The 21,950-nt window shown below is 66.3% G+C and carries 24 protein-coding genes; 9 read left to right on the top strand and 15 right to left on the bottom strand.

The features are described 5' to 3' along the window. Positions 1–12: 12 nt before the first annotated feature. From ACFSCT_RS15230 to ACFSCT_RS15215, 4 genes are all read right to left on the bottom strand, one after another. Complete coding sequence (locus ACFSCT_RS15230; protein WP_379144107.1) at positions 13–459, bottom strand: NUDIX domain-containing protein; 447 nt, start codon at positions 457–459, stop codon at positions 13–15. Then, positions 456–1,484, bottom strand: coding sequence for a 5-(carboxyamino)imidazole ribonucleotide synthase (locus tag ACFSCT_RS15225; protein ID WP_379144106.1), 1,029 nt, complete (start codon positions 1,482–1,484; stop codon positions 456–458). The genes ACFSCT_RS15230 and ACFSCT_RS15225 overlap by 4 nt, the downstream gene beginning before the upstream one ends. Beyond that, entirely contained in the window at positions 1,477–1,956 is a 480-nt protein-coding gene (purE, locus tag ACFSCT_RS15220) for a 5-(carboxyamino)imidazole ribonucleotide mutase (RefSeq protein ID WP_379144103.1), read from the bottom strand. The genes ACFSCT_RS15225 and purE overlap by 8 nt, the downstream gene beginning before the upstream one ends. 75 nt (positions 1,957–2,031) lie before the next feature. After that, complete coding sequence (locus ACFSCT_RS15215) at positions 2,032–2,250, bottom strand: YdcH family protein (protein WP_379144101.1); 219 nt, start codon at positions 2,248–2,250, stop codon at positions 2,032–2,034. A 197-nt stretch (positions 2,251–2,447) separates the two neighbouring features. Here ACFSCT_RS15215 and ACFSCT_RS15210 point away from each other — a divergent pair, with 197 nt between their 5' ends. Continuing rightward, on the top strand, positions 2,448–2,861 hold the full coding sequence (locus tag ACFSCT_RS15210; protein ID WP_379144099.1) for an Hsp20 family protein: 414 nt from the start codon (positions 2,448–2,450) through the stop codon (positions 2,859–2,861). A 14-nt stretch (positions 2,862–2,875) separates the two neighbouring features. Further along, positions 2,876–3,103, top strand: a complete 228-nt coding sequence (locus ACFSCT_RS15205; RefSeq protein ID WP_379144098.1) for a DUF1150 family protein — start codon at positions 2,876–2,878, stop codon at positions 3,101–3,103. A 103-nt stretch (positions 3,104–3,206) separates the two neighbouring features. On the opposite strand, the gene ACFSCT_RS15200 is transcribed toward ACFSCT_RS15205, so the two are convergent. After that, the gene (locus ACFSCT_RS15200) at positions 3,207–4,925 is read right to left on the bottom strand and encodes a bifunctional sulfate adenylyltransferase/adenylylsulfate kinase (RefSeq protein WP_379144097.1); all 1,719 of its coding nucleotides are present in this window, start codon (positions 4,923–4,925) and stop codon (positions 3,207–3,209) included. Between the two features lie 275 nt (positions 4,926–5,200). On the opposite strand from ACFSCT_RS15200, the gene ACFSCT_RS15195 reads away from it, so the two are divergent. Then, positions 5,201–5,701, top strand: a complete 501-nt coding sequence (locus tag ACFSCT_RS15195) for an Lrp/AsnC family transcriptional regulator (RefSeq protein WP_379144095.1) — start codon at positions 5,201–5,203, stop codon at positions 5,699–5,701. A gap of 49 nt (positions 5,702–5,750) precedes the next feature. Next, a complete protein-coding gene (locus ACFSCT_RS15190; protein WP_379144093.1) occupies positions 5,751–6,794 on the top strand; it encodes a hypothetical protein in 1,044 nt (347 codons plus the stop codon). A 42-nt stretch (positions 6,795–6,836) separates the two neighbouring features. Here ACFSCT_RS15190 and pgeF read toward each other — a convergent pair whose 3' ends face one another. Genes pgeF through lgt form a run of 3 tightly spaced genes read right to left on the bottom strand, consistent with a single transcriptional unit; the run spans position 6,837 to position 9,569 of the window. After that, entirely contained in the window at positions 6,837–7,601 is a 765-nt protein-coding gene (gene pgeF, locus ACFSCT_RS15185; RefSeq protein ID WP_379144091.1) for a peptidoglycan editing factor PgeF, read from the bottom strand. Next, positions 7,585–8,676, bottom strand: coding sequence for a class I SAM-dependent methyltransferase (locus ACFSCT_RS15180; protein ID WP_379144089.1), 1,092 nt, complete (start codon positions 8,674–8,676; stop codon positions 7,585–7,587). Before ACFSCT_RS15180 ends, pgeF begins: the two co-directional genes overlap by 17 nt. Next, entirely contained in the window at positions 8,673–9,569 is an 897-nt protein-coding gene (lgt, locus tag ACFSCT_RS15175; protein ID WP_379144086.1) for a prolipoprotein diacylglyceryl transferase, read from the bottom strand. Before lgt ends, ACFSCT_RS15180 begins: the two co-directional genes overlap by 4 nt. Before the next feature lie 121 nt (positions 9,570–9,690). On the opposite strand from lgt, the gene ACFSCT_RS15170 reads away from it, so the two are divergent. Further along, complete coding sequence (locus tag ACFSCT_RS15170; protein WP_379144085.1) at positions 9,691–9,960, top strand: accessory factor UbiK family protein; 270 nt, start codon at positions 9,691–9,693, stop codon at positions 9,958–9,960. Here the strand turns inward: ACFSCT_RS15170 and ACFSCT_RS15165 are convergent. After that, entirely contained in the window at positions 9,924–10,244 is a 321-nt protein-coding gene (locus tag ACFSCT_RS15165; protein ID WP_379144084.1) for a DUF6476 family protein, read from the bottom strand. The genes ACFSCT_RS15170 and ACFSCT_RS15165 overlap by 37 nt on opposite strands. Between ACFSCT_RS15165 and ACFSCT_RS15160 the strand changes: the two genes are divergently transcribed. From ACFSCT_RS15160 to ACFSCT_RS15150, 3 genes are all read left to right on the top strand, one after another. Continuing rightward, positions 10,243–11,295, top strand: coding sequence for an RluA family pseudouridine synthase (locus tag ACFSCT_RS15160; RefSeq protein ID WP_379144083.1), 1,053 nt, complete (start codon positions 10,243–10,245; stop codon positions 11,293–11,295). The two genes, ACFSCT_RS15165 and ACFSCT_RS15160, sit on opposite strands and share 2 nt — an antisense overlap. Positions 11,296–11,409: 114 nt before the next feature. Then, the gene (gene rpoH / locus ACFSCT_RS15155) at positions 11,410–12,315 is read left to right on the top strand and encodes an RNA polymerase sigma factor RpoH (protein ID WP_379144082.1); all 906 of its coding nucleotides are present in this window, start codon (positions 11,410–11,412) and stop codon (positions 12,313–12,315) included. Positions 12,316–12,475: 160 nt separating this feature from the next. Next, positions 12,476–13,498 (top strand): hypothetical protein, encoded by a 1,023-nt coding sequence (locus tag ACFSCT_RS15150; protein ID WP_379144081.1) that lies wholly within the window; start codon positions 12,476–12,478, stop codon positions 13,496–13,498. 220 nt (positions 13,499–13,718) lie between these two features. Here ACFSCT_RS15150 and ACFSCT_RS15145 read toward each other — a convergent pair whose 3' ends face one another. From ACFSCT_RS15145 to ACFSCT_RS15120, 6 genes are all read right to left on the bottom strand, one after another. After that, positions 13,719–14,495 carry an SPOR domain-containing protein gene (locus ACFSCT_RS15145; protein ID WP_379144079.1) on the bottom strand — a complete coding sequence of 259 codons (777 nt, stop codon included), beginning with the start codon at positions 14,493–14,495 and terminating at the stop codon, positions 13,719–13,721. Between the two features lie 499 nt (positions 14,496–14,994). Beyond that, on the bottom strand, positions 14,995–15,627 hold the full coding sequence (gene upp / locus ACFSCT_RS15140) for a uracil phosphoribosyltransferase (RefSeq protein WP_379144076.1): 633 nt from the start codon (positions 15,625–15,627) through the stop codon (positions 14,995–14,997). Beyond that, the gene (locus tag ACFSCT_RS15135; protein ID WP_379144075.1) at positions 15,624–16,613 is read right to left on the bottom strand and encodes an adenosine deaminase; all 990 of its coding nucleotides are present in this window, start codon (positions 16,611–16,613) and stop codon (positions 15,624–15,626) included. The genes upp and ACFSCT_RS15135 overlap by 4 nt, the downstream gene beginning before the upstream one ends. Beyond that, positions 16,610–17,788, bottom strand: coding sequence for a phosphopentomutase (locus tag ACFSCT_RS15130; protein ID WP_379144073.1), 1,179 nt, complete (start codon positions 17,786–17,788; stop codon positions 16,610–16,612). Before ACFSCT_RS15130 ends, ACFSCT_RS15135 begins: the two co-directional genes overlap by 4 nt. Beyond that, complete coding sequence (locus ACFSCT_RS15125) at positions 17,785–19,089, bottom strand: thymidine phosphorylase (protein ID WP_379144072.1); 1,305 nt, start codon at positions 19,087–19,089, stop codon at positions 17,785–17,787. The genes ACFSCT_RS15130 and ACFSCT_RS15125 overlap by 4 nt, the downstream gene beginning before the upstream one ends. Continuing rightward, positions 19,086–19,496: a cytidine deaminase gene (locus ACFSCT_RS15120; RefSeq protein ID WP_379144071.1), complete on the bottom strand. Its 411-nt coding sequence runs from the start codon at positions 19,494–19,496 to the stop codon at positions 19,086–19,088. Before ACFSCT_RS15120 ends, ACFSCT_RS15125 begins: the two co-directional genes overlap by 4 nt. Positions 19,497–19,666: 170 nt before the next feature. Here ACFSCT_RS15120 and ACFSCT_RS15115 point away from each other — a divergent pair, with 170 nt between their 5' ends. Then, positions 19,667–21,946: an NADP-dependent malic enzyme gene (locus tag ACFSCT_RS15115; RefSeq protein WP_379144070.1), complete on the top strand. Its 2,280-nt coding sequence runs from the start codon at positions 19,667–19,669 to the stop codon at positions 21,944–21,946. Positions 21,947–21,950 lie beyond the last annotated feature (4 nt).

Here is a 21,950-nt window from a genome sequence, read left to right as displayed (position 1 = left end):
CCGCCCCGGACCCTAGATGACGATCGTTTCCAGCGGATCATAGATCGCCCGCCCGGTGCCCCAGACGGCATTGGCCAACTGATCCGGTTTGTGTCGCAGTCCCGCCAGATCGGCCCGTGAGACCCAGCGGAAACGGTTCACCACGCCGGCCGGATCGGCAAGCACGATCTCGCCCGGCTGCGGCGTGGCGCGAAAGATGATCTCGACCTGATGCCAGCCGTTGGCGGGGTTGTGGAATTCGTTGATCAGGATCGGCGCACCCACCGCAATGATCAGGCCGGTTTCCTCGGCCACTTCGCGGATCAGGTTCTCGGGCAGCGACTGGCCGGGTTCGACCCCGCCGCCGGGCAGCGCCCAAAGGTCGGACTGCTGGCCGGGATAGGCGTTGACCATCAACAGCCGGCCATCGGCGGACAGAATGGCGGCGCGCACGGCAAGCCGGGGGCGGGCCAGTTTCATTGGATGATGTTCACATGGCCCATCTTGCGGCCCGGGCGCGCGGCGCCCTTGCCGTAAAGATGCACCTGTGTGCGCGGCCGGCGCAGCCATTCCGGCACGCGGTCGATGTCGTCGCCGATAAGGTTCTCCATCACCACATCGGCATGGCGGCCGCCATCGCCCAGCGGCAGGCCGGTGATCGCGCGGATATGCTGTTCGAACTGGTCCACCGCGCAACCCGCCTGCGTCCAGTGCCCCGAGTTATGGACCCGCGGCGCGATTTCATTGACCACAAGACCCTGCGCGGTGACAAAGAACTCGACCCCCATCACCCCGACATAATCGAGCCCGTTGACGATGCGCCCGGCGGCCAGAATCGCGTCCTGCGTGATCCGTCCCGGCAATCCGCAGGGCACCGTGGTGGTGCGCAGGATACCGTCACGGTGCACATTCGCGCCGGGATCGAAGGCGGCGACCTGACCGTCGGCCCCGCGCGCCACGATGACGCTGATCTCGGCGCTGAAATCGACGAAGCCTTCAAGAACCGAAGGCGCGCCTGCGACCGCCTTCCACGCCGCGCGGACATCATCGCCCGGCTTCAGCCGCACCTGCCCCTTACCGTCATAGCCCAGCCGGCGGGTTTTCAGGATCGCCGGGCCGGTCAGCGCGATGTCGCCCAGGCCGTCGACGGCCACCCATGGCGCCGTGGTCAGGCCGATCTCGTTCAGAAAGCTTTTCTCTGCCACCCGGTCCTGACTGACCGCAAGGGCGCGGCGCCCCGGGCGGATCGGCACGATGGCCTCGATCAGATCAAGGGACTCGGCCGGCACATTCTCGAATTCATAGGTGACCAGATCGACCGAGCGGGCGAACGCCTCGAGCGCCCGGGCGTCGTCATATCCGGCGGTGGTCAGGCTGTGGGCCACATCACCGGCAGGTGCGGCGCCGGGTTCATAGATATGGCTGCGCAAGCCCAGCCGGCTGGCAGCGACGGCCAGCATCCGGCCAAGCTGACCGCCGCCCAGAATGCCGATCGTCTCAACCATCCGCCGGTTCCTCGGGGATCGACGCGGACAGGGCGTCGCGCCATCCGTCCAGCCGAACGGCAAGATCGGGATCGGACAGCGCGAGTATCGCCGCCGCCATCAGCCCCGCATTCGCGGCGCCGCCGATCGCCATGGTCGCGACCGGATAGCCCTTTGGCATCTGGACGATGGAATAAAGGCTGTCGACACCGGACAGGGCCTTGGTCTGGACCGGAACCCCGATCACCGGCAGCCGGGTCTTGGAGGCCATCATGCCCGGCAGATGCGCCGCCCCGCCGGCACCAGCGATGATCACCTTCAACCCGCGCCCGACCGCCGTCTTGCCGTATTCCCACAGCCGGTCCGGGGTGCGATGGGCCGAGACGATGCGGGTCTCATAGCCCACCCCGAGTTCGTCCAGAATGGCCGCAGCCTCGCGCATCGTCGGCCAGTCGGACTGGCTGCCCATGATGATCCCGACCTTGACCGTCATCGCATGTCCCTTTGAAATCAGCCGTATCACGGCTGCGGTCCCCGACTATACCGGGCGCCGCCGCTGTGCAATCGGTCAGGCGATGATGTCGGGGGTAAGTTCGTCCTCGAGCCGCGCGATGCGATCCTTCAACGCCAGTTTCTGCTTTTTCAGCCTTTGCAGGGTCAGCGAACAACCCGTGCCGGTGTTGGCGAGCGCCGCGATCGCCTCGTCCAGATCGCGATGCTCGCGGCGCAGAACGTTCAGGCGCATGCGCGCGACCTCTTCGTGGGACATTTCCATGGGGGCGTTCATCGCGGTCGGTCTCGGGCTTTCGGAGATTATGGGCTTTTGGAGTGTCTGGCGTTTTTGGGGGATTCGCCGGCTCGACTATAGCGCAATTGACGAACAAGTCAGCGGCCTTGCAACAGCCGCACCGGGTCCACATATTGTTGGCAAGGGTTGCCGCAACCGGGACCCTTGCAATGTCGCTGTGAAAGGGCATCGGGACTATGACGAAAGTGACGTTCAGCGCGCATCCCTATCTTCTGGGGTTCGATCAGTTGGAAAAGCTGGTCGAGCGTGCGGCAAAAGGCGGGGCCGAGGGGTATCCCCCCTATAATATCGAGCAATCCTCGCCCGACAGCTTCCGTATCACCCTTGCCGTTGCCGGCTTTGCCGAGAGCGAGGTGGATATCACCATCGAGGACCGGCAGCTTGTCGTTCGCGGCCGTCAGACCGAACCCGAGCAAAACCGGGTGTTTCTGCACCGTGGCATCGCCGCCCGCGCCTTCCAGCGCAGTTTCGTACTGGCCGAGGGGGTCGAGGTGGTCAAGGCGGGGCTTGAAAACGGGCTTTTGCACATTGATCTGCGCCGCGCCCAAAAAGACCCTGTGGTCAAAACAATACCGATCAGCCGCAAGTGAAAGGGGATCGCACCATGAATGAGAAATTTGATTTCGGCACCGAAAATACCGGCAATCTGGTTTATATCCGCGAAGTCGCCGTAGACAGCCTGCCGCAGGACGTGCAGGAACAGGCGCTTGGGCTGGACACGCTTTATGCCGTGCACGGCCCGGACGGCGAACGTCTGGCACTGGTCAAGGACCGTGGCCTTGCGTTCCATCTGGCCCGCCAGAACGAGCTTTCGCCGGTCAGCGTTCACTGAACGCGCCGTGCCCGTTGCCGGATGCCGCCGGATGATAACCGGCGGCCCATGAAAAAACCCCGGCCCTTCGGCCGGGGTTTGTCGTTTCTGCGGGCAGGTCGGCTTAAGCCTTTTCGGCCATGCCGATAAGCCCCATCTGTTCCAGCTTCAGCAGCACCTGATGGGCGCAGTTGTCGACGTCCACATTCTCGGTCTCGACCCGAAGTTCGGGGTTCTGCGGATCCTCATAGGGGTCCGAAATGCCGGTGAACTCCTTGATCTTGCCCTCGCGCGCCAGCTTGTACAGGCCCTTGCGGTCGCGGCGTTCACATTCCTCAAGGCTGGTCGCGACGTGAACCTCGATGAAGGCGCCGTTGGCTTCGATCATCTCGCGGACCGCGCGACGGGTCGCGGTATAGGGCGCGATCGGCGCGCAGATGGCGATACCGCCGTTCTTGGTGATCTCGGACGCGACATAGCCGATGCGCTTGATGTTGATGTCGCGATGCTCTTTCGAGAAGCCGAGTTCCGACGACAGATGCTTGCGGACCACGTCGCCATCCAGCAGCGTGACCGGCCGGCCGCCCATCTCCATCAGCTTGACCATAAGCGCGTTGGCGATGGTCGATTTGCCCGAACCGGAAAGCCCGGTGAAGAACACCGTGAAGCCCTGCTTGTCGCGCGGCGGCGAGGTGCGGCGCAGTTGCTTGACGACTTCGGGGAAGCTGAACCATTCCGGGATCTCAAGCCCTTCGCGCAGGCGGCGGCGCAGTTCGGTACCCGAGATGTTCAGGATGGTCACGCCGTCTTCGATCTCGTCGGCGGGCTCGTACTGGGCGCGTTCCTGCACATAGACCATCTGTTTGAAATCGACCATTTCGACGCCGATCTCGTCCTGATGCTTGCGGAACAGTTCCTGCGCGTCATAGGGGCCATAGAAATCCTCGCCCTGACTGTTCTTGCCGGGGCCGGCGTGATCGCGGCCGACGATCATATGGGTCAGGCCGTGGTTGCGGCGGATGATGCCGTGCCAGACCGCCTCGCGCGGGCCGCCCATGCGCATGGCGAGGTTCAGAAGGCTCAGATGCGTGGTTGCCGCCGGATATTTGTCCAGCACCGCCTCATAGCAGCGGACGCGGGTGAAATGGTCCACATCGCCCGGCTTGGTCATGCCGACGACCGGATGGATCAGCAGGTTGGCCTGCGCCTCGCGCGCGGCGCGGAAGGTCAGTTCCTGATGCGCGCGGTGCAGCGGGTTGCGGGTCTGGAAGGCGACGATGCGGCGCCAGCCGAGCTTTTTGAAATAGGCACGCAGCTCATTCGGGGTATAGCGGCGGCCGCGGAAATCGTAATGGGTGGGCGGCTGCAGCCCGCGGATCGGACCGCCCAGATAGACCGGGCCGGCGACGTTGTGCAGATAGTTGACGGCCGGATGCGCCACATCGTCGGCGCCGAACACGCGCAGCGCCTCGAGGCTTTTGTCGGGCGTCCATTTGTCGGTGACGGTCATCACCGCAAGGATCACGCCCTCGGCGTCGCGCAGCGCGATTTCAGTGCCCGGTTTCACCTTGTCGGCGAAATCCTGACTGACATCAAGCGTCACCGGCATCGGCCAGATATCGCCCGAGGTCAGGTGCATGTCGTCGCGGACGCCGTTGTAATCGGCTTCCGACAGGAAACCCTTGAGAGGATGGAAGCCGCCGTTCATCAACAGTTCCAGATCGCACATCTGGCGCGGCGACAGATCCCAGCTTGGCATATCGCCGGCGGCGGTTTTCAGTTTCTCCGCCTCAGTTGCGGATACGTAGAGTTCGGGGATAGGCGCGAGGTTCGCTTCGGTCATCGGATCACTCGGGGTTTCAAACACGAAAAAAGCCCGCAGCTTCGCTGCGTGCCGGATTGGGCACGGCCTTAGACCCCATGGCGCCCAGTTTCAACCGATCCCGCGCGCGGGACGGGTTATTTTATGCGCATATCGGCCATGCAACCGGCATGTGACCCGCGGCCGGGCGCAATCCGCGGCGGAACGGGACGTCACAATTGCGAAATAATATTGCGCGGAACGCCCGCTCAGGATAGCTTCCCGAAAAGTTTGGATCTGGACCAACCGGGGGTTCGATGGCTGGCGCGCGGCTGGACGAAATTGATCGCAAAATTCTGGCCGAGCTTCAGGACGATGGGCGGATGACGAATGTCGAACTGGCCCGGCGTGTCGGGATTTCGGCCCCGCCCTGCCTGCGCCGTGTGCGTACGCTTGAGGAACTGGGCTTCATCCGCGGCTATCATGCCGATGTGGACCCGCGCGAGCTTGGCTTCGAGGTCGGTGTTTTCGCCATGGTGCGGCTGGTGAACCAGTCCGAGACGGCGCTTGCCGCGTTCGAGGAACTGGCCCGAAGCTGGCCCTTGGTCCGCGAATGCCACATGCTGAACGGCGAAATCGACTTTATCCTGAAATGCGTCTCGCCCGATCTGTCGAGCTTTCAGCGGTTCCTGACCGAAAGCCTGACCGCGGCGCCGAACGTGGCCTCGGTCAAGACCAGTCTGGTGATTCGCTGCGCCAAGGATGAGCCGGGCGTTCCGTTTTCGGTGGTCGAGGAACGCGCCGCCGCGCAGGGCTGATCCGGTCCGACCGGTCCCGCCCTTTCGGTCGCATCCCCCGATAAGGTTCATGACATTGCCGAAATACCTGCCCGCGCTTGCCTTTTCCCTGCCCCTGCTGGCCGCCGCGCCGGCCCTGGCCGTGACGCAGGATTGCATGGCCGATCTGGAGGCGCTGAAGGCCGCGTTGCTGCGCCTACCGTCCGATATGCGCGGGTCCGGCACGAACGGCACCGGGTTCGGTGCGGTGATCGGCACATTCGATCCGCCGAAACTGGTCGAGGGCCGCTGCGTCATCCAGTCACTGACCACGCCGGGGATCGACTCGGGGCGGACATCCGAGGGCATCGCTGCCGGTCCTATAAGCTGGCGGGCGGACTGGGCCGATGAGGTGCGCGGTTTTCCCCCGGTCAAATTGTCGCTGTCGATCGAAAACCTTCGCCAAACCTATGTCAGCACCGGCGATCCCTCGGATTTCGATAGATCGGACGGCTTCGACGCGATGTATGATTACCAGAACGCGCTTCTGGCTGAATTGCATCCGAACAATCTGGCGCTGGAATATAGCTTCGACCCCGCCGCAAAGACGCTGGACCTCGCCCGGCTCGATCTTGACGACGGTCAGGTCAACCGGCTGGCGCTGAGCGCACGGCTTGGCAATATTGACCTGGCGGCGCTGCTGGCACGACCGGACATGCCCGACCAATTGCCCATGATCCGGGTTCACGCCGCCGATCTGCGGCTGACCAATGGCGGCATGTTCGAGTCGATGGCCCTGGCATGGCTGGGACCGATATTCCCGCGCCTGGGCGATACGCCCGAGGCCGCCGTAGAGGCCGCGAAAACCCTGGGTCGGGCGCAGATCGTCCAGATACCCGACAGCCTTGTCGACAGCGCCAGCCGTACCGCATTGACGGCGGTGGTGGACAGCGTGCCGCATCCGCTTGGCACGCTGCGGCTGACGCTGGACGCCGCGGACGGGGTGTCGGCAAGCCAGTTCATCCTGCCGATGATGACAAACCGGAACCCGGGTTGGGATAGGTTCAGGACCGCGCTTCGGAACGTGCGGGTCACGGCGGAATGGCAGCCGAAACAGGCCGGCACGGACGAGTGACCGCCCCGTTCGTTACGTGAACGAATGAGTGTCAGCCTTGGCTCACAGCACGATGACGGCGATTTGGCAGCCGTAATCGGCCTGTCCGGCATGGGTGCCGCGGCGATAGGAAAAGAAGCGCGCGGCGTCGGAATAGGTGCAATGCCCGGTCCATTCGGCTTCGACCCCGGCGTCGCGCAGCCGCATCAGGCCGAATGACGGCAGGTCGAACATCGGGCGCCCGTTCGGGCCGCCGGCGAAAAAGCGGCTGTGATCGGGGTCTTCCAGCAGGAATTCCTCCATGAATTCCTCGCCGACCTCATAGGCGCGCTGGCTGATGCAGGGGCCGATCACGGCGCGGATCCGGGTCGCGCCAAGGTCCTGCATCGCCGCCACGGTCGATTCGATGATCCCGCCCAGCGCGCCGCGCCAGCCAGCATGCGCGGCACCGATGACCCCCGCGTCCGGGTCGGCGAACAGGATCGGCTGGCAATCGGCGGAAAGCGCGGTCAAGGCGATGCCGGGCGTATTGGTGACCAGCCCGTCGGCGGCCTGACCGGCCAGCGGGTCAAGCGCGGTGTTTCCATCCACGGTTACCACGCGATCGGTGTGGCTTTGCCGGACCGCCGCCATCCGGTCGGGTCCGACCCCCATCGTCTCGGCCACGCGGGCGCGGTTCATCGCCACGACCTCGGCCTGATCGCCGCTGGCGCGCGCGCAGTTGAGCGACGCGAAAAGGCCGGATGAGGCCCCGCCCTTGCGCGTGAAAAACCCGTGGCGGACACCGTCGAGCAGCGGGTGGGTCAGATATTCAAGCGGGGTCTGCATCACGTGCTCCGGGTAATGCGGTGAAGCCGGGCGGAGGCGGCGCGGCCGGATACCACAGCGCTATCGCCTTGAACAATTTTCCCATTTCATCCGGCGCGGTCAAGCGGCGAAGGGCCGCACCTGCGCCCGCGTCGCCGGCGCGATGCAGCCGCTCGGCCCGGGCGCCGATGCCAAGCCCGGCCAGAAACGCACCCTGTTCCACCGGAGCCGAGACGGCGACCCCCGCCGCGATCCCGGCTGCGGCGAGTGCCGCGAAATCGACATGCGCGGTCAGATCGGCCGCGCCCGGATGGGCCAGAACATCCTCGGACCCGTGCCCGCGCAGCGCCTGAAACGTGTCGCCGGTTCCCGCCCAGCCGCCGTAATCGACGATGATCGCCGCGCCGCCGTGGCGGGCGATCCGCTGCGCAATCTGGTCGATGATCGGGGGCGCCGACGGGCAGATCTCGGCCACCGTTCCGGGCGGCGTATCGGACAGATGGTTCAGCGCCGCGATCCGGGCGACCGGCGGCGACAGGCCCCAGCCCAGCTTGACGGCGCCGTCCGCACCCCGTTCGGCGCCGATCAGCCGCTCGGACCAGCCGCCCGGCTGGCGCAGGAACTGCCGGATCGGCAAGGCGTCGAAAAACTCGTTCGCCACCAGAAACAGCGGGGCTTGCGGCAATTCGGCGGCGCTGTCGTGCCAATGCACCGGCGCACCGGCCAGCCGGCTGCGCTGCACCTGCCGCAGATGCGGCGAGGCCTCGACCAGATGCACGGCGGGGTCGAACACGCGCGCGGTCGCGCGGCGGATATCGGCAATCAGCGTGCCCCGCCCCGGACCCAGTTCGGCCAGGACGGCACCGGTCGGGCTGCCCTGATCCAGCCACGCCTGCGCCAGCGCCAGCCCGATCAGCTCGCCGAACATCTGGCTGATTTCCGGCGCCGTGGTGAAATCGCCGGCGGCGCCGAAGGGATCGCGGGTGGCGTAATAGCCGTAATCGGGATCAAGCAGGCAATCCTGCATGTAATCGGCCACGCTCAGCGGCCCCGAGGCGCCGATCCGCGCCAGCAACCGCCGTTCCAGCGGTGTCATGCACCGGCGGGAGAACCAACCGGCCCCCGCGCCCGGAAAACGAACCACAATCCCAGAATGATCATCGGCAGCGACAGAAGCTGGCCCATCGACAGGCCCACCGCGCCGGATCCGATGACGTGGCCCAGCGGATTGTCGGGGGTGATGAACTGCTCATCCGCCTGACGCACGAATTCGACCAGAAAGCGGGCCAGCCCGTATCCGGCCAGAAAGACCCCGAACACCCGGCCCGGCCAGCGCAACTGACCGGCGCGCACCATCGCGAACAGCACCACGGCCAGCAGGATCCCTTCAAGCGCGGCCTCGTAGAGCTGGCTCGGGTGGCGGGCGCAGGGCGTGCCGAACCCGGGGCAATATTGCGCGGCCTCGCCCGGAAAGATCACCCCCCAGGGCAGCGTGGTCGGCCGCCCCCACAGCTCGGCGTTGATGAAATTGGCAACGCGGCCAAGGCCAAGCCCGACCGGCGTGGCCACCGCCAACGCATCCGCCAGCCGCAGCGGCGGAATGCCCCGCGCCCGGCAAAACAGCCATGACGCGACGATGACGCCCAGAAAGCCGCCGTGGAAGGACATGCCGCCCTGCCAGACCTTGAAGATGTCGGCCGGGTTGGCGAGGTAATAATCGAACTGATAGAACAGGACAAAGCCGATCCGACCGCCAAGGATCACGCCGACGATGACCCATGTCAGAAGCTCCTCGGCCTCGGAATCCCGCATCGGAGCCTTGCCGCCCCACAGCGCCGGATTCCGCATCATCCAGACCAGTATCCGCCAGCCGACGATCAGGCCGACGATATAGGCCAGCGCGTACCAGCGCAGCGCCAGTTCGCGGCCGAACAGGGAAACACTGAAGATCTCTGGCGAGATCGGCGGAAAGGCGATGGCGGCTTCCATGGTGTCCTTCTGGTTGCGGCGCGGGCAATGGACCCGTCCCGGGCGCCGCTGTCAACCGCATTGAACCCCGGGCGGCGACAGCCCATATGAAAGATCAACCGAATTTGTAAGGGCTTTACCGATGAGCACCCAGAACCGCATCTTTGACGACCTCTCGCGCCTGATGACCAATGCCATGGGCGTGGCGCAGGGCGCCAAGGACGAGGCCGAGACCGCAATGAAGGGCTGGATCGACCGCTGGCTGGCCGATCGCAACTTTGTCACCCGCGAGGAATTTGACGCGGTCCGCGATATGGCGATCAAGGCACGCGCCGAAAACGCCGAGCTGCGCGCCCGGCTGGATGCGCTTTCGCCTCAGCCCCCGGCGGGGGACGAGGGCGCAACGCGCTGACGCAGCCCGCCGGCGCGATCATAAAGCAGAACCTCGCCCTTATCGGTGACCACCACGATCCAGTCCGGCGCGAATGTGACCGCGCCGACGCTGGTCCCGGGGGGAAGGGTGATCTGTTCGGGAAGCTGCGGCAGGGGCGCCGATCCAAGGCGCAACCACAGCAGAACCACGATCGCCGTCATGCCGAGAATCATCGTGACGGCCAGCGCCGTGACCAGAGCGCGCAGAAAGCGAAGCTCGGGCGGTCTTGCGCCTTCATCGCCATCTGATATTTCGCCCGCCATGTCCGACCCCCTTCAGATCCTGCGGCTGACCATTCCGGCAGACCCGCCCGACCGGCTTGATAAGGCGCTTGCATCGCTCGCGCCAGCCGAAGCTGCGTTGTCGCGGTCGCGGTTGTCCCGGCTTTTGGCCGAGGGGGCGGTGACCGATGCGGCGGGCACGGTGATTCGCAACGGCAAGGCGCGGGTGGCCGAGGGCGAGGAATATCGGATCACCCTGCCCGCGCCCGAGCCGGTCGAGGTGCGGGCCGAGGCGATCCCGCTGAACGTGGTTTACGAGGATGACGAGTTGATCGTCATCGACAAAGCCGCCGGGATGGTCGTCCACCCCGCCCCCGGCGCGGCGCAGGGCACGCTGGTCAATGCGTTGCTGCACCATTGCGGGGACAGTCTTTCCGGCATCGGGGGCGAACGCCGTCCCGGCATCGTGCACCGGATCGACAAAGACACCACCGGGCTGATGGTGGCGGCGAAATCCGACCGCGCGCATCAGGGGCTGGCCCGCCAGTTCGAGGCGCATAGCGTGCATCGCCGCTATCTCGCCGCCGTGCATGGCGCGGTCGACCCGGCCGACCCCCGGCTGCGGGGGCTGTCGGGCGTGCAGTTCGAGCCGGGCGGCATCCTGCGCATCGCCACCATGCTGGGGCGGCATCCGACCGACCGGCAGCGTCAGGCGGTCAGTTTCGATCACGGCCGCCATGCGGTCACTCGCGCGCGAACCCTGCGGAGTTTCGGCAATCCGACCGCCGCGTCGCTGATCGAATGCTGGCTGGAGACCGGCCGCACCCATCAGATCCGCGTGCATATGACCTATGCCGGTCTTGGGCTGATCGGCGATCCGGTATATGGTGGCAACAGGCGCGCCTCGGTCGCGGCGCTGGGTCAGGCGGCGGTCGAGGCAATGCAATCCTTTCCCCGGCAGGCGCTCCACGCGGCCGAGCTTGGCTTTGTCCACCCGGTAACGGGTGCAGAAATGCGGTTTGCTTCGGACCTGCCCGATGATTTCGCGGCCCTGGTCCACCGGCTTGAGGGCGAAGGGAACCCCGCGCCCTGAAGTGCGTTTCAACTGGTCACGGTGCTGCACGTGCAGCATGATGACCGCACGGGTTTTGCAGAGGCAGCAAAGACGGCCGCCTTGGCGCTTCCGTGTTCAACTCGGGATAGTTCTATGGCGACTTATACAAATCTTCCGGCACCCAGCCCCGAACAGGGGATGAACCGCTATCTTCAGGAGATCCGCAAGTTTCCGCTGCTGGAACCGGAAGAGGAATACATGCTGGCCAAGGCCTGGGTCGATCACCAGGACAGCGAGGCTGCCCATAAGATGGTCACCTCGCACCTGCGCCTCGCGGCGAAGATCGCGATGGGCTATCGCGGCTATGGCCTGCCGCAGGCCGAGGTAATCTCCGAGGCGAACGTCGGACTGATGCAGGCGGTCAAGCGGTTCGATCCGGAGCGCGGCTTCCGGCTGGCGACCTATGCGATGTGGTGGATCCGCGCCTCGATTCAGGAATATATCCTGCGCTCGTGGTCCTTGGTGAAAATGGGCACGACCAGCGCCCAGAAGAAGCTGTTCTTCAATCTGCGCAAGGCGAAATCGCGGATCGGCGCGCTGGAGGAAGGCGACCTGCGTCCCGAGAATGTCGCCCAGATCGCCCATGATCTGAGCGTGACGGAAAAAGAAGTCATCGACATGAACCGGCGGCTGTCGGGGTCCGACGCCTCGCTGAACGCGACGGTCGGCTCCGGCGACGGCGAAAGCGTCACGCAATGGCAGGACTGGCTGGAGGACGAGGACGCCAATCAGGCCGAGGCCTTCGCCGAAGCCGATGAACTATCCGCCCGGCGCGAGATCATGGCCGCCGCGATGGTGGTGCTGAACGACCGCGAAAAGGACATTCTGGCCGAACGGCGTCTGCGGGATGAGCCGATGACGCTGGAAGACCTGTCCGAGCGCTACAACGTCTCGCGCGAGCGGATCCGCCAGATCGAGGTCCGCGCCTTCGAGAAGTTGCAGGACCGCATGCGCAGCCTTGCCAAGGAACGCGGGCTGACCGTGCCCGATGCGGATTGATCCGGCTTGCCCCCGGTCAGGCGCAAAACCGGCTTTGATTATCATTCGCCGGACCGGTCCCGCGCGTGGGCCCGGGGTGCAAGAGGCGTTGCGGTGGACATTGACCAATGCGGCGCCTTGGCTATGATTTGACGGGCAAAGCAGGAAAATCGCCCGGTCCATGACGGCGCTCAGCGAATATCAGCGGCTCGAGGCGCAAGGCACCTGGCGACCATCGCCCAAGGGCCGGCGGCGAGAGGTCATTGTGTCTTTCGGCGATGCCACGCTGATCCTGTCGGACCCGAAATCCGAACTGCCGGTATCGCATTGGTCGCTGCCGGCGGTCTATCGCCGCAATCCCGACCGCTTGCCCGCCATCTACTCGCCCGGGCGCGATCCCGACGAAGAGCTTGAGATCTCGGACGAGTTGATGATCGCGGCGATCGAAAAGGTTCACCGGGTGCTGGAATCGCGGCGTCCGCATCCGGGCCGGCTGCGGGGCGGTCTGATGCTGGCCTCGGTTCTGGCCATGGTGCTGGTCGCGGTGATCTGGCTGCCGCAGGCGCTGATCAATCACGCCCTGCGCGTGGCGCCCCCCGCCCAAAGGCAAGCCATCGGAGACGCGGTTCTGGCCGAGGTCGTGCGTGCGACCGGCGCGCCATGCCAGCGCCCCGGCGGCCTTGCCGCGATCGACCGGCTTGCCCGCAACCTTGGTGATCCGGGCGCGCGCTTCACGGTTCTGCCAATGGCGATCAGCGAGGCATGGCATCTGCCGGGCAATGTCACGATCATCGGCAAACCGCTGATCGAGGATCAACCCTCACCCGAGGCGGCAGCCGGGCATCTTGTCGCCGCGCGGCTTGCGGCCGCGACGACCGACCCGTTGCGCGATGTCCTGCAATATGCCGGAACCCGGGCCACGCTGTCGCTTTTGACCTCGGGGGCGCTTCCCCCGGGGGCGCTGGACGGCTATGGCGAGCGGCTTCTGTCATCGCCGCCCGCCCGGCCCGAGTCCGAGCCCTTGCTGGCGAAATTCGCCGAGGTCGGCATCTCCAGCGAACCCTACGCCCGCTCGATCGACCCGACCGGCGAATCGGTTCTGAGCCTGATCGAGGCCGACCCGTTCCGCACCGCCCTGCCGGAACGCCCGGTTCTGTCGCCCGAGGATTGGACGGTGCTGAAACGCATATGCACCGCCCCCTGACCCCGCGCCCACGCCACCCGCGCCCCGCTGCCACTACCGGACGCCCATTACCGGACGCCCCGGGGCCTTTCCGCCCTCGCCTGCCCGGTTCTGCCCCGTTCTGCCCCGCCCGGCCGTGTTTCAGCCAAAGCCGTTTGTTCTTTCGGCCGGCGGCCTTCGATGGGGTCACGGTATCCGGCGGAGGCCGGCACCAGGACGCCGGCGGTGATCCGGGTTTCGCCTAACGTGCATAGGCATCGGTGAACCCCACCGCCCGCAAACGGCCAAGCGCCACCTGAAGTTCGGTCCTGCCGGCGAAAGGGCCGCTCAGGATGATCTGCACCGGCTTGCCCCCGATCTCGGCCCGGGTCTGCGCGGCGGGCAATCCCATATTGTTCAGCTTGCGGATCGCGGCATTCGCGTTCGTGCCGACAGCAAAAGCGCCGAGTTGGATATAGCGGCCGCGCGTCCCGCCGTCTTTGGCCATCGGCCTTGCCTGCCGTGCCGTGGATTTTCGCGCGGCGGGCGTGCCGACCTTTCTTGCAGCCTTGCCCGTCCCCGCAGCGGTCGCCGCGCCCGTCGAACCCCGGCGCGATGCCGCCGGATTCGCACCCGCAACCCGGCCTGTATCGCCGGCGACAATCGCATTCGGCACGGCCGGTCGTGGCAGGGGGCGTTGCGCGGTCCCCTGGGTCATGGCCCGCGCCGCGGCGGCCGCCACGCTGACATCGACCGCCGCCGTCGCGAACCCCTGTTCCCGGGGCCGGCTGCCGGGCAGATCAATCGCCGTCAACTGCTGACAGAAGCCCATCGTCGGGTCTTCGCCCAATGCCGCCACGCGCCCCGGCTGAACCGCCCTGCCGCCCAGATAGGCGCAAAGCCGGTCATTCGGCGCGATCGCCCCGGCAGCGGCGGACGCGATCCGGGTGTTCGCCGCGATCGCGCGCGAAAGCGTCGCGGCCACACCCGAGGCGGGCGGCGCGTCAGGATCGGATAGATCGGCCGGCGCAGGCGGCACAGTGGGGGGATCGCTTTGCCGGCTGTCGCTTTGCCGGCTGTCGCTGCGTCCCTGCCGCCGAAAAGCGCGCGTGCGTCCAGCCCATCGGCCGAAGGCATGCCGAGAACCTGAAGATACAGCGCTTGCGTAACCGCTTCGGGGTCGATCGCCGGGGCATTTTCATCCGGCAAAGGCAGCCGGCCGGCCAGCGTCGGAGGGTAACCGCAGATCGGCGCGCCATCGCGCGCCACGCGCGGTTGCCAGTCGTTCCCTTCCGCCGTGGCGCGGGTGAACACACAGCCCGCGCTGTCGATATATTGCCGCGCGAAGAAATCGGGTGGTGGCAATTCGACCGGCGTTCGCGCAGGCGCGGCAAGCACCGTTGCCGCGAGCATCAGCCAAACCGTGATCAGCCCGATCGTCCTGAAAATCATCCGTCACCATCCCGCCGGCCCCGATTCCGGGGTGTCTCAGGCGATTGATGACAGAAAATCCTTTCCGGGCGATTAACGGACGGCGGTTATTTCGTGCCGAACATGCGGTCCCCGGCATCGCCAAGGCCCGGCACGATATAGCCGTGATCGTTCAGTTTCTCATCCAGCGCCGCGGTAAAAATCGGCACGTCGGGGTGCGCCTCGCGCATGCGTGCGACGCCCTCGGGCGCGGCCAGAAGGCACAGGAAGGCAATGTTGCGCGCGCCGGATTTCTTCAGCAGATCAATCGCCGCCGCCGAGGAATTGCCGGTCGCCAGCATCGGATCGACGACGATGACCATGCGATCCTCCAACTCGGCCGGGACCTTGTAGTAGTACTGCACCGGCTGAAGCGTCTCGGGGTCGCGGTACAGGCCGACGAAGCCCACGCGCGCCGCCGGGATCAGCTCCAGAATCCCGTCAAGCAGCCCGTTCCCCGCCCGCAGGATCGAGATCAGCGCCAGCTTCTTGCCGTCGAGAATCGGCGCGTCCATCGGCCCCAGCGGCGTCTCGATCCGGGTGGTGGTCAATTCAAGGCCGCGCGTGACCTCATAGGCCAGAAGCAGGCTGATTTCGCGCAAAAGCCGCCGGAAACCGGCCGTGGACGTGTCCTTGTTACGCATGATCGACAGCTTGTGCTGGACAAGGGGGTGGCTGACGATGGTCAGATGTTCGGTCATGGCGTTTCCTCGTTCCTGATCAGCTTGCCGACCCGATCCTTCGTCGGCCGGTCGCAGAAGGCCGCGTCTATGGCAAAACCGTTCATCGCCGAAAACTCGGCCTCGGTCCAGCCAAAGGCATCGGCAAGGTGGTCGTATTCACGCGGCAGATCCGTGTGGAAAAACGGCGGATCATCGGTCGAGATCGTCACCCGGCACCCTGCATCCGCCAGCCGGGCGACGGGGTGAGAGGTCCAGTTCGGGTAAATCCCCAGCGCGATATTCGATCCGGGACAGCATTCAAGCGTCACGCCCGCCTCGGCCAGATCACGGACCAGCGCCGGATCCTCGATCGCGCGGACGCCGTGGCCGATGCGGGAAACGCCCAGATCGCGCCACGCCTGACGCACCGAATCGGGGCCGCCCCACTCGCCCGCGTGGCAGGTCAGGCCCAGACCGGCCTCGCGCGCGGCATCGAAGCTCCACCTGAAATCCGCCGGTTTGCCGAAGGTTTCCATGCCGGCCATGCCAAAGCCGGTCAGCCACCCGCCCGCCGTTTCCTGCGCGCAGCGCGCGGTGGCGCGGGCATTGTCGGGGCCGAGATGACGCAAGACGGTGGCAACCGCGCGCGAGGTGATGCCGGCGGTTTTCTCGACCCACGCGGCGGTTTCCTGCATCGCCGCCAGATAATCGCGCCAGGCGTGCAGATCGCCGCCGCCGCAGAACGCGGGCGCGATGAAAACCTCGGTATAGACAACCCCGTCCTCGGCCGATTTATGCAGCACTTCGGTCAGCAGGCGCGCATAGTCGGCGGGGGTGTTCAGCACATTGGTCACCGCGTCATAAACGCGCAGAAAGTCATTGAAATCCTTATAGGTATATGCGCCCCCGGCATCGAAGATACCGGCTATGTCCATGCGTTTCTGACCCGCCAAGTCGCGGATCAGCGCGGGCGGCGCCGCCCCTTCCAGATGCAGATGCAGTTCGACCTTGGGCAGCGACTTCATGGCAGGAAACTCACACCCTTGCGCGGGGTCAGGCCGAGATGGTCAAGGACCGAGGCGCCCACATCGACGAAATCGACCAGCCCCGCGGCATGGGCGCCGGCCCCCCAGCCGATCACCGGCACCCGTTCGCGGGTGTGGTCGGTGCCGCTCCACGACGGGTCATTGCCGTGATCGGCGGTGAACAGCGCCAGATCGCCGGGACCCAGCCGCGCGATGAAAGCGCCCGCAACCCCGTCGAACCATTCCAGCGCCTTGGCATAGCCGTCGATGTCGCGGCGGTGGCCATAAAGGCTGTCGAACTCGACGAAATTCGCGAAGGTCAGTGACCCGGGTTCGGCGCGATCCGCGAGCCCGATCAGATGATCGGCCAGATCGGCGTCCGATGCGCCTTTGTGCAGCCTGCCGATCCCCCGCCCCGAAAAAATGTCGCCGATCTTTCCGATCGCATGGGTCTGGCGGCCGGCCGCCTGCGCAATGTCCAGCACCGTGTCCCCCGGCGGAGGTATCGCGAAATCGCGGCGGTTGGCGGTGCGGGTGAACCGGCCGGGCGTGCCGGTAAAGGGCCGGGCGATGACGCGGCCGACCCGCATCGGGTGGACCAGATCGGCGACGCCCTGACACAGGTCAAGCAGGCGTTGCAGCCCGAAAACACCTTCATGCGCGGCGATCTGAAACACGCTGTCGGCCGAGGTATAGCAGATGGGCCACCCCGTCCGCAGATGTTCCTCGCCCAGACGCGCGATGATCTCGGTCCCCGAGGCGTGGCAATTGCCCAAAATCCCCCCGGTATCCGTCAGACGCGCAACGGCCGCCGACAGAACCGCCGGAAAAGCCGGCCGGGTGTCGGGGAAATAATGCCAGTCCCATGGCACGGGAACGCCGGCAAGCTCCCAATGGCCGGATGGGGTATCCTTGCCGCTGGCAGCCTCGGTCGCGGCGCCCCACAGGCCTTCGGGCACCGCTTTTAGACCTGCGGGTCTCTGCCCCGAGGCCAGATGCACCGCCGCCCCCAGCCCCAGCTGATCCAGATTGGGCATCACCAGCGGGCGGCTGGCGGCGATATGGGCGAGCGTATTGGCGCCGGTGTCGGGCCGGCCGTCATTGAAGAAATCCGCCGCATCCGGGGCGCCTCCGGCACCGACGCTGTCCATGACGATCAGAAACGCGCGGCTCATGGGCGTTGCCATTCGACGATCAGGGGCAACGGGTCAAGGCTGTCGGCGCCGGTCCCCACCTCGCAGGCGGCAAGGATAGCGGTGCGGGTCTGTTCCGCCTCGGCCGCCGAGGCCGCATGTATCACGCAGAGCGGATGATCCGGGCCGACGGTTTGGCCAAGGGTTGCGATTTCGGTCAGCCCGACGCCTGGGTCGATGGCATCACCGGCGCGGGTCCGGCCGCCGCCAAGCGCGACGACAACCTCGCCCAAGGCGCGGGCGTCGCAGGAACGGAAAACCCCCTTGACCACGACCGGGAGGCGGATGGGGGCGTTGGGCAGATGCGCGCCCGGCCGCTCGACCAGATCAGGCGGACCGCCGCAGGCCGCGACCATGCGGCCGAACCGCTCAGCCGCTGCACCACTGTCCAAGGCCCCGGTCAACGCACGGATCGCCGCGTCGCCGCCGCCCTGCCCCGCCAGCCGCAGGCATTCGGCGCCAAGGGCCAGCGTCAGATCGCGCAGACGTCCGGGCGCGCCCTTCAGCGTGTCGATCGCCGCCATGACCTCGACCGCGTTTCCTGCCGCCGGGGCCAGCGGCTGGTCCATCGCGGTGATCGCGGCGCTGGTCGGACAGCCGGCGCCATTCGCGACCTCGACAAGGGCGGCGCCCAGCGCCTGCGCCTGATCCAGCGTCGCGGCAAAGGCGCCGCTGCCGGTCTTGACGTCAAGAACCAGCGCCCCGACCCCCGCCGCGAGCTTCTTTGACAGGATGGACGCCACGATCAGATCGAGTGATTCGACCGTGCCGCTTTCATCGCGCAGCCGGTAAAGCCGGCGGTCGGCGGGGGCCAGATCGGCGCTGGCCGAGACGATGGCGCAGCCCGCCCCGGCCACGATGCGGCGAAACTCGGCCTCATCGACATCGGTGCGATAGCCCGGAATGGCCGCCAGCTTGTCAAGCGTGCCGCCGGTATGGCCCAGCCCGCGGCCCGAGATCATCGGGACGTAAGCCCCGCATGCCGCCAGCGCCGGGGCCAGCACCAAGGACACGCAATCGCCGATGCCGCCGGTCGAATGCTTGTCGACCACCGGCCCGGGCAGATCCCAGTCAAGCACCCGCCCCGAATCGCGCATCGCCCGGGTCAGCGCCACCCGGCCCTCAGGCCCGACGCCGCGCAAAAGCACCGCCATGGCAAGCGCGCCGGCCTGCGCATCGGTCAGGCTACCATCGGTCAGGCCGGCCGCGATGGCATGGGCATCCGCCGCATCGAGTCCGCGCCCCTCGCGCAGCCGGGCGATGATGGGCCGGGCGTCATTCATGGTGCGGGCGCATTCCCGCTTTGCGCCATATGGCCGGCATCAAAGCGCCCGGGCAGCAGCTCTCCGATCGTGGTTTCCAGTCGGGCGCCCGCTGTCGTGGCCAGCGTCACCGGCACATCGCCGGCGCCGAACTCGGCCAGTTTCTGGCGGCAACCGCCGCAGGGGGGGACCGGCTGGGGGCTGTCGGCGATGACAGCGACCGCCTTCAGCCGCTGGCCGCCGGCGGCGATCATCGCGGCGATCGCGCCGGCCTCGGCGCAGGTGCCCTCGGGGTAGGCGACGTTTTCGACGTTGCAGCCCAGATGCAGGACGCCCCGTTCATCCAGCACCGCCGCCCCGACCTTGAACCGCGAATAAGGCGCATAGGCCCGTTCCCGCACATCCGCCGCCGCCGTCACAAGATCCATGCCATCCCCCTGTTTCACCGCGATCTTGCGCGGCCCCGACGATCTTGCGCGGCCCCCGACCCCGATGCAAGCCGCGCGATCCGCGCCGCGAAAACGCGGGTGGCGCGGGTCTGTTACACCGTGCAGGATTGGTTTAACGATAAACCATCGAAACATTGCGGGGGGACGGCATGGAAGATCGGCGACAGGACAACGTTCGGCAATCGGCGCTGGATTATCACGAATTTCCGCGTCCCGGTAAGCTTGAGGTCCGGGCGACCAAGCCGCTGGCGAACGGCCGCGATCTGGCGCGCGCCTATTCCCCCGGCGTCGCCGAAGCCTGTCTGGAGATCAAGGCCGATCCGGCCAATGCCGCCCGTTTTACCGCGCGGGGTAACCTTGTCGGCGTGGTGTCGAACGGCTCGGCAGTGCTGGGGCTTGGCAATATCGGCGCGCTCGCCTCGAAGCCGGTGATGGAGGGCAAGGCCGTCCTGTTCAAGAAATTCGCCAACATCGACTGTTTCGACATCGAGGTCAGCGAACCCGACCCGGAAAAGCTGGCCGATATCGTCTGCGCGCTGGAGCCCACCTTCGGCGCCATCAACCTTGAGGATATCAAGGCCCCCGAATGTTTCATCGTCGAAAAGCTGTGCCGCGAGCGGATGAATATCCCGGTATTCCACGATGATCAGCACGGCACCGCCATCGTGGTCGGTGCGGCGGCCACCAATGCCTTGATCGTGGCCGGCAAACGCTTTGAGGATATCAAGGTCGTGTCGACCGGCGGGGGTGCGGCCGGAATCGCCTGCCTGAACATGCTGGTGAAACTGGGGGTGAAGCGCGAAAACATCTGGCTGTGCGATATCGACGGGCTGGTCTGGAAAGGCCGCGAAAGCGGCATGAACCCCGAAAAGGCCGAATTCGCGCAGGACACCGACCTGCGCACCTTGGGTCAGGTCATCGACGGTGCAGACCTGTTCCTCGGCCTTTCGGGTCCCGGCGTGCTCAAGCCCGAAATGGTGGCCCGCATGGCCAAACGCCCGATCATCTTCGCGCTGGCGAACCCCACGCCCGAAATTTCGCCCGAGGCCGCGCGCGAAGTCGCACCCGACGCGATCATCGCCACCGGGCGCAGCGACTATCCCAATCAGGTCAACAACGTGCTGTGCTTTCCGTTCATCTTTCGGGGCGCGCTCGACGTCGGGGCGACCCAGATTAACGACCAGATGGAACTGGCCTGTATCGAAGGGATCGCCTCGCTGGCTCGCGCCACCACCAGCGCCGAGGCCGCCGCAGCCTATAGCGGCGAGACGCTGACCTTTGGCGCCGACTATCTGATCCCGAAACCCTTCGATCCGCGTCTGATCGGTGTCGTGGCCACCGCCGTTGCGCGCGCGGCGATGGAAACCGGCGTCGCGACCCGGCCGCTTGAAGATATCAACGAATACAAGCGGAAGCTGGACGGATCGGTTTTCCGCTCGGCGCTGATTATGCGCCCGGTGTTCGAGGCATCGGCCAAGGCGGACCGCAAGATCGTCTTTGCCGAGGGCGAGGACGAGCGCGTGCTGCGCGCCGCCAACGCCATGCTGGAGGAAACCACCGACATCCCGATCCTGATCGGGCGCCCCGAGGTGATCGAGATGCGCGCCGAACGCGCCGGTCTGCCGATCCGGCCCGGACGCGATTTCGAGATCGTGAACCCCGAAAACGACCCGCGCTATCGCGATTATTGGGGCACCTATCACGAATTGATGGCACGCCACGGCGCGACGCCCGACATCGCGCGCGCGATCATGCGCACCAATACCACCGCCATCGCCGCCGTGATGGTCCACAGGGCCGAGGCCGACAGCCTGATCTGCGGCACCTTCGGGCAATACCGCTGGCATCTGGATTTCGTGCGCAACGTCCTTGCCCGTGACGGGCTGCACCCGGTCGGCGCGCTTAGCCTGATGATCCTCGAGGATGGTCCCCTGTTCGTCGCCGACACTCAGGTCCACAACGACCCGACCCCCGAGGAGGTGGTCGAAACCGTCATCGGCGCGGCCCGCCATGTGCGCCGCTTTGGCGTCACCCCCAAGGTCGCGCTGTGCAGCCATTCGCAATTCGGCGATCAAAGCACGCATTCGGGCAAGAAAATGCGCGCCGCGATGGAGATACTGGATCAGCGCAAGGTGGATTTCGTCTATGAGGGCGAGATGCATGTCGACGCGGCGCTGGACCCCGAACTGCGTGAACGCCTGCTGCCGGAAAACCGGATGGAGGGCGCGGCCAACGTGCTGATCTTTGCCGGGACCGACGCGGCATCGGGGGTGCGCAACATCCTGAAGATGCGGGCCCGCGGGCTCGAGGTCGGGCCGATCCTGATGGGCATGGGCAACCGCGCGCATATCGTCACCCCGTCGATCACCCCGCGCGGCCTGCTGAACATGAGCGCGCTGGCCGGAACCCCGGTGTCGCATTACAGCTAGGCCG

The sequence above is a fragment of the Paracoccus pacificus genome, from assembly GCF_042680785.1.
GTDB lineage: Bacteria > Pseudomonadota > Alphaproteobacteria > Rhodobacterales > Rhodobacteraceae > Paracoccus > Paracoccus pacificus.
This window is presented reverse-complemented; position numbering and strand designations above follow the sequence as displayed.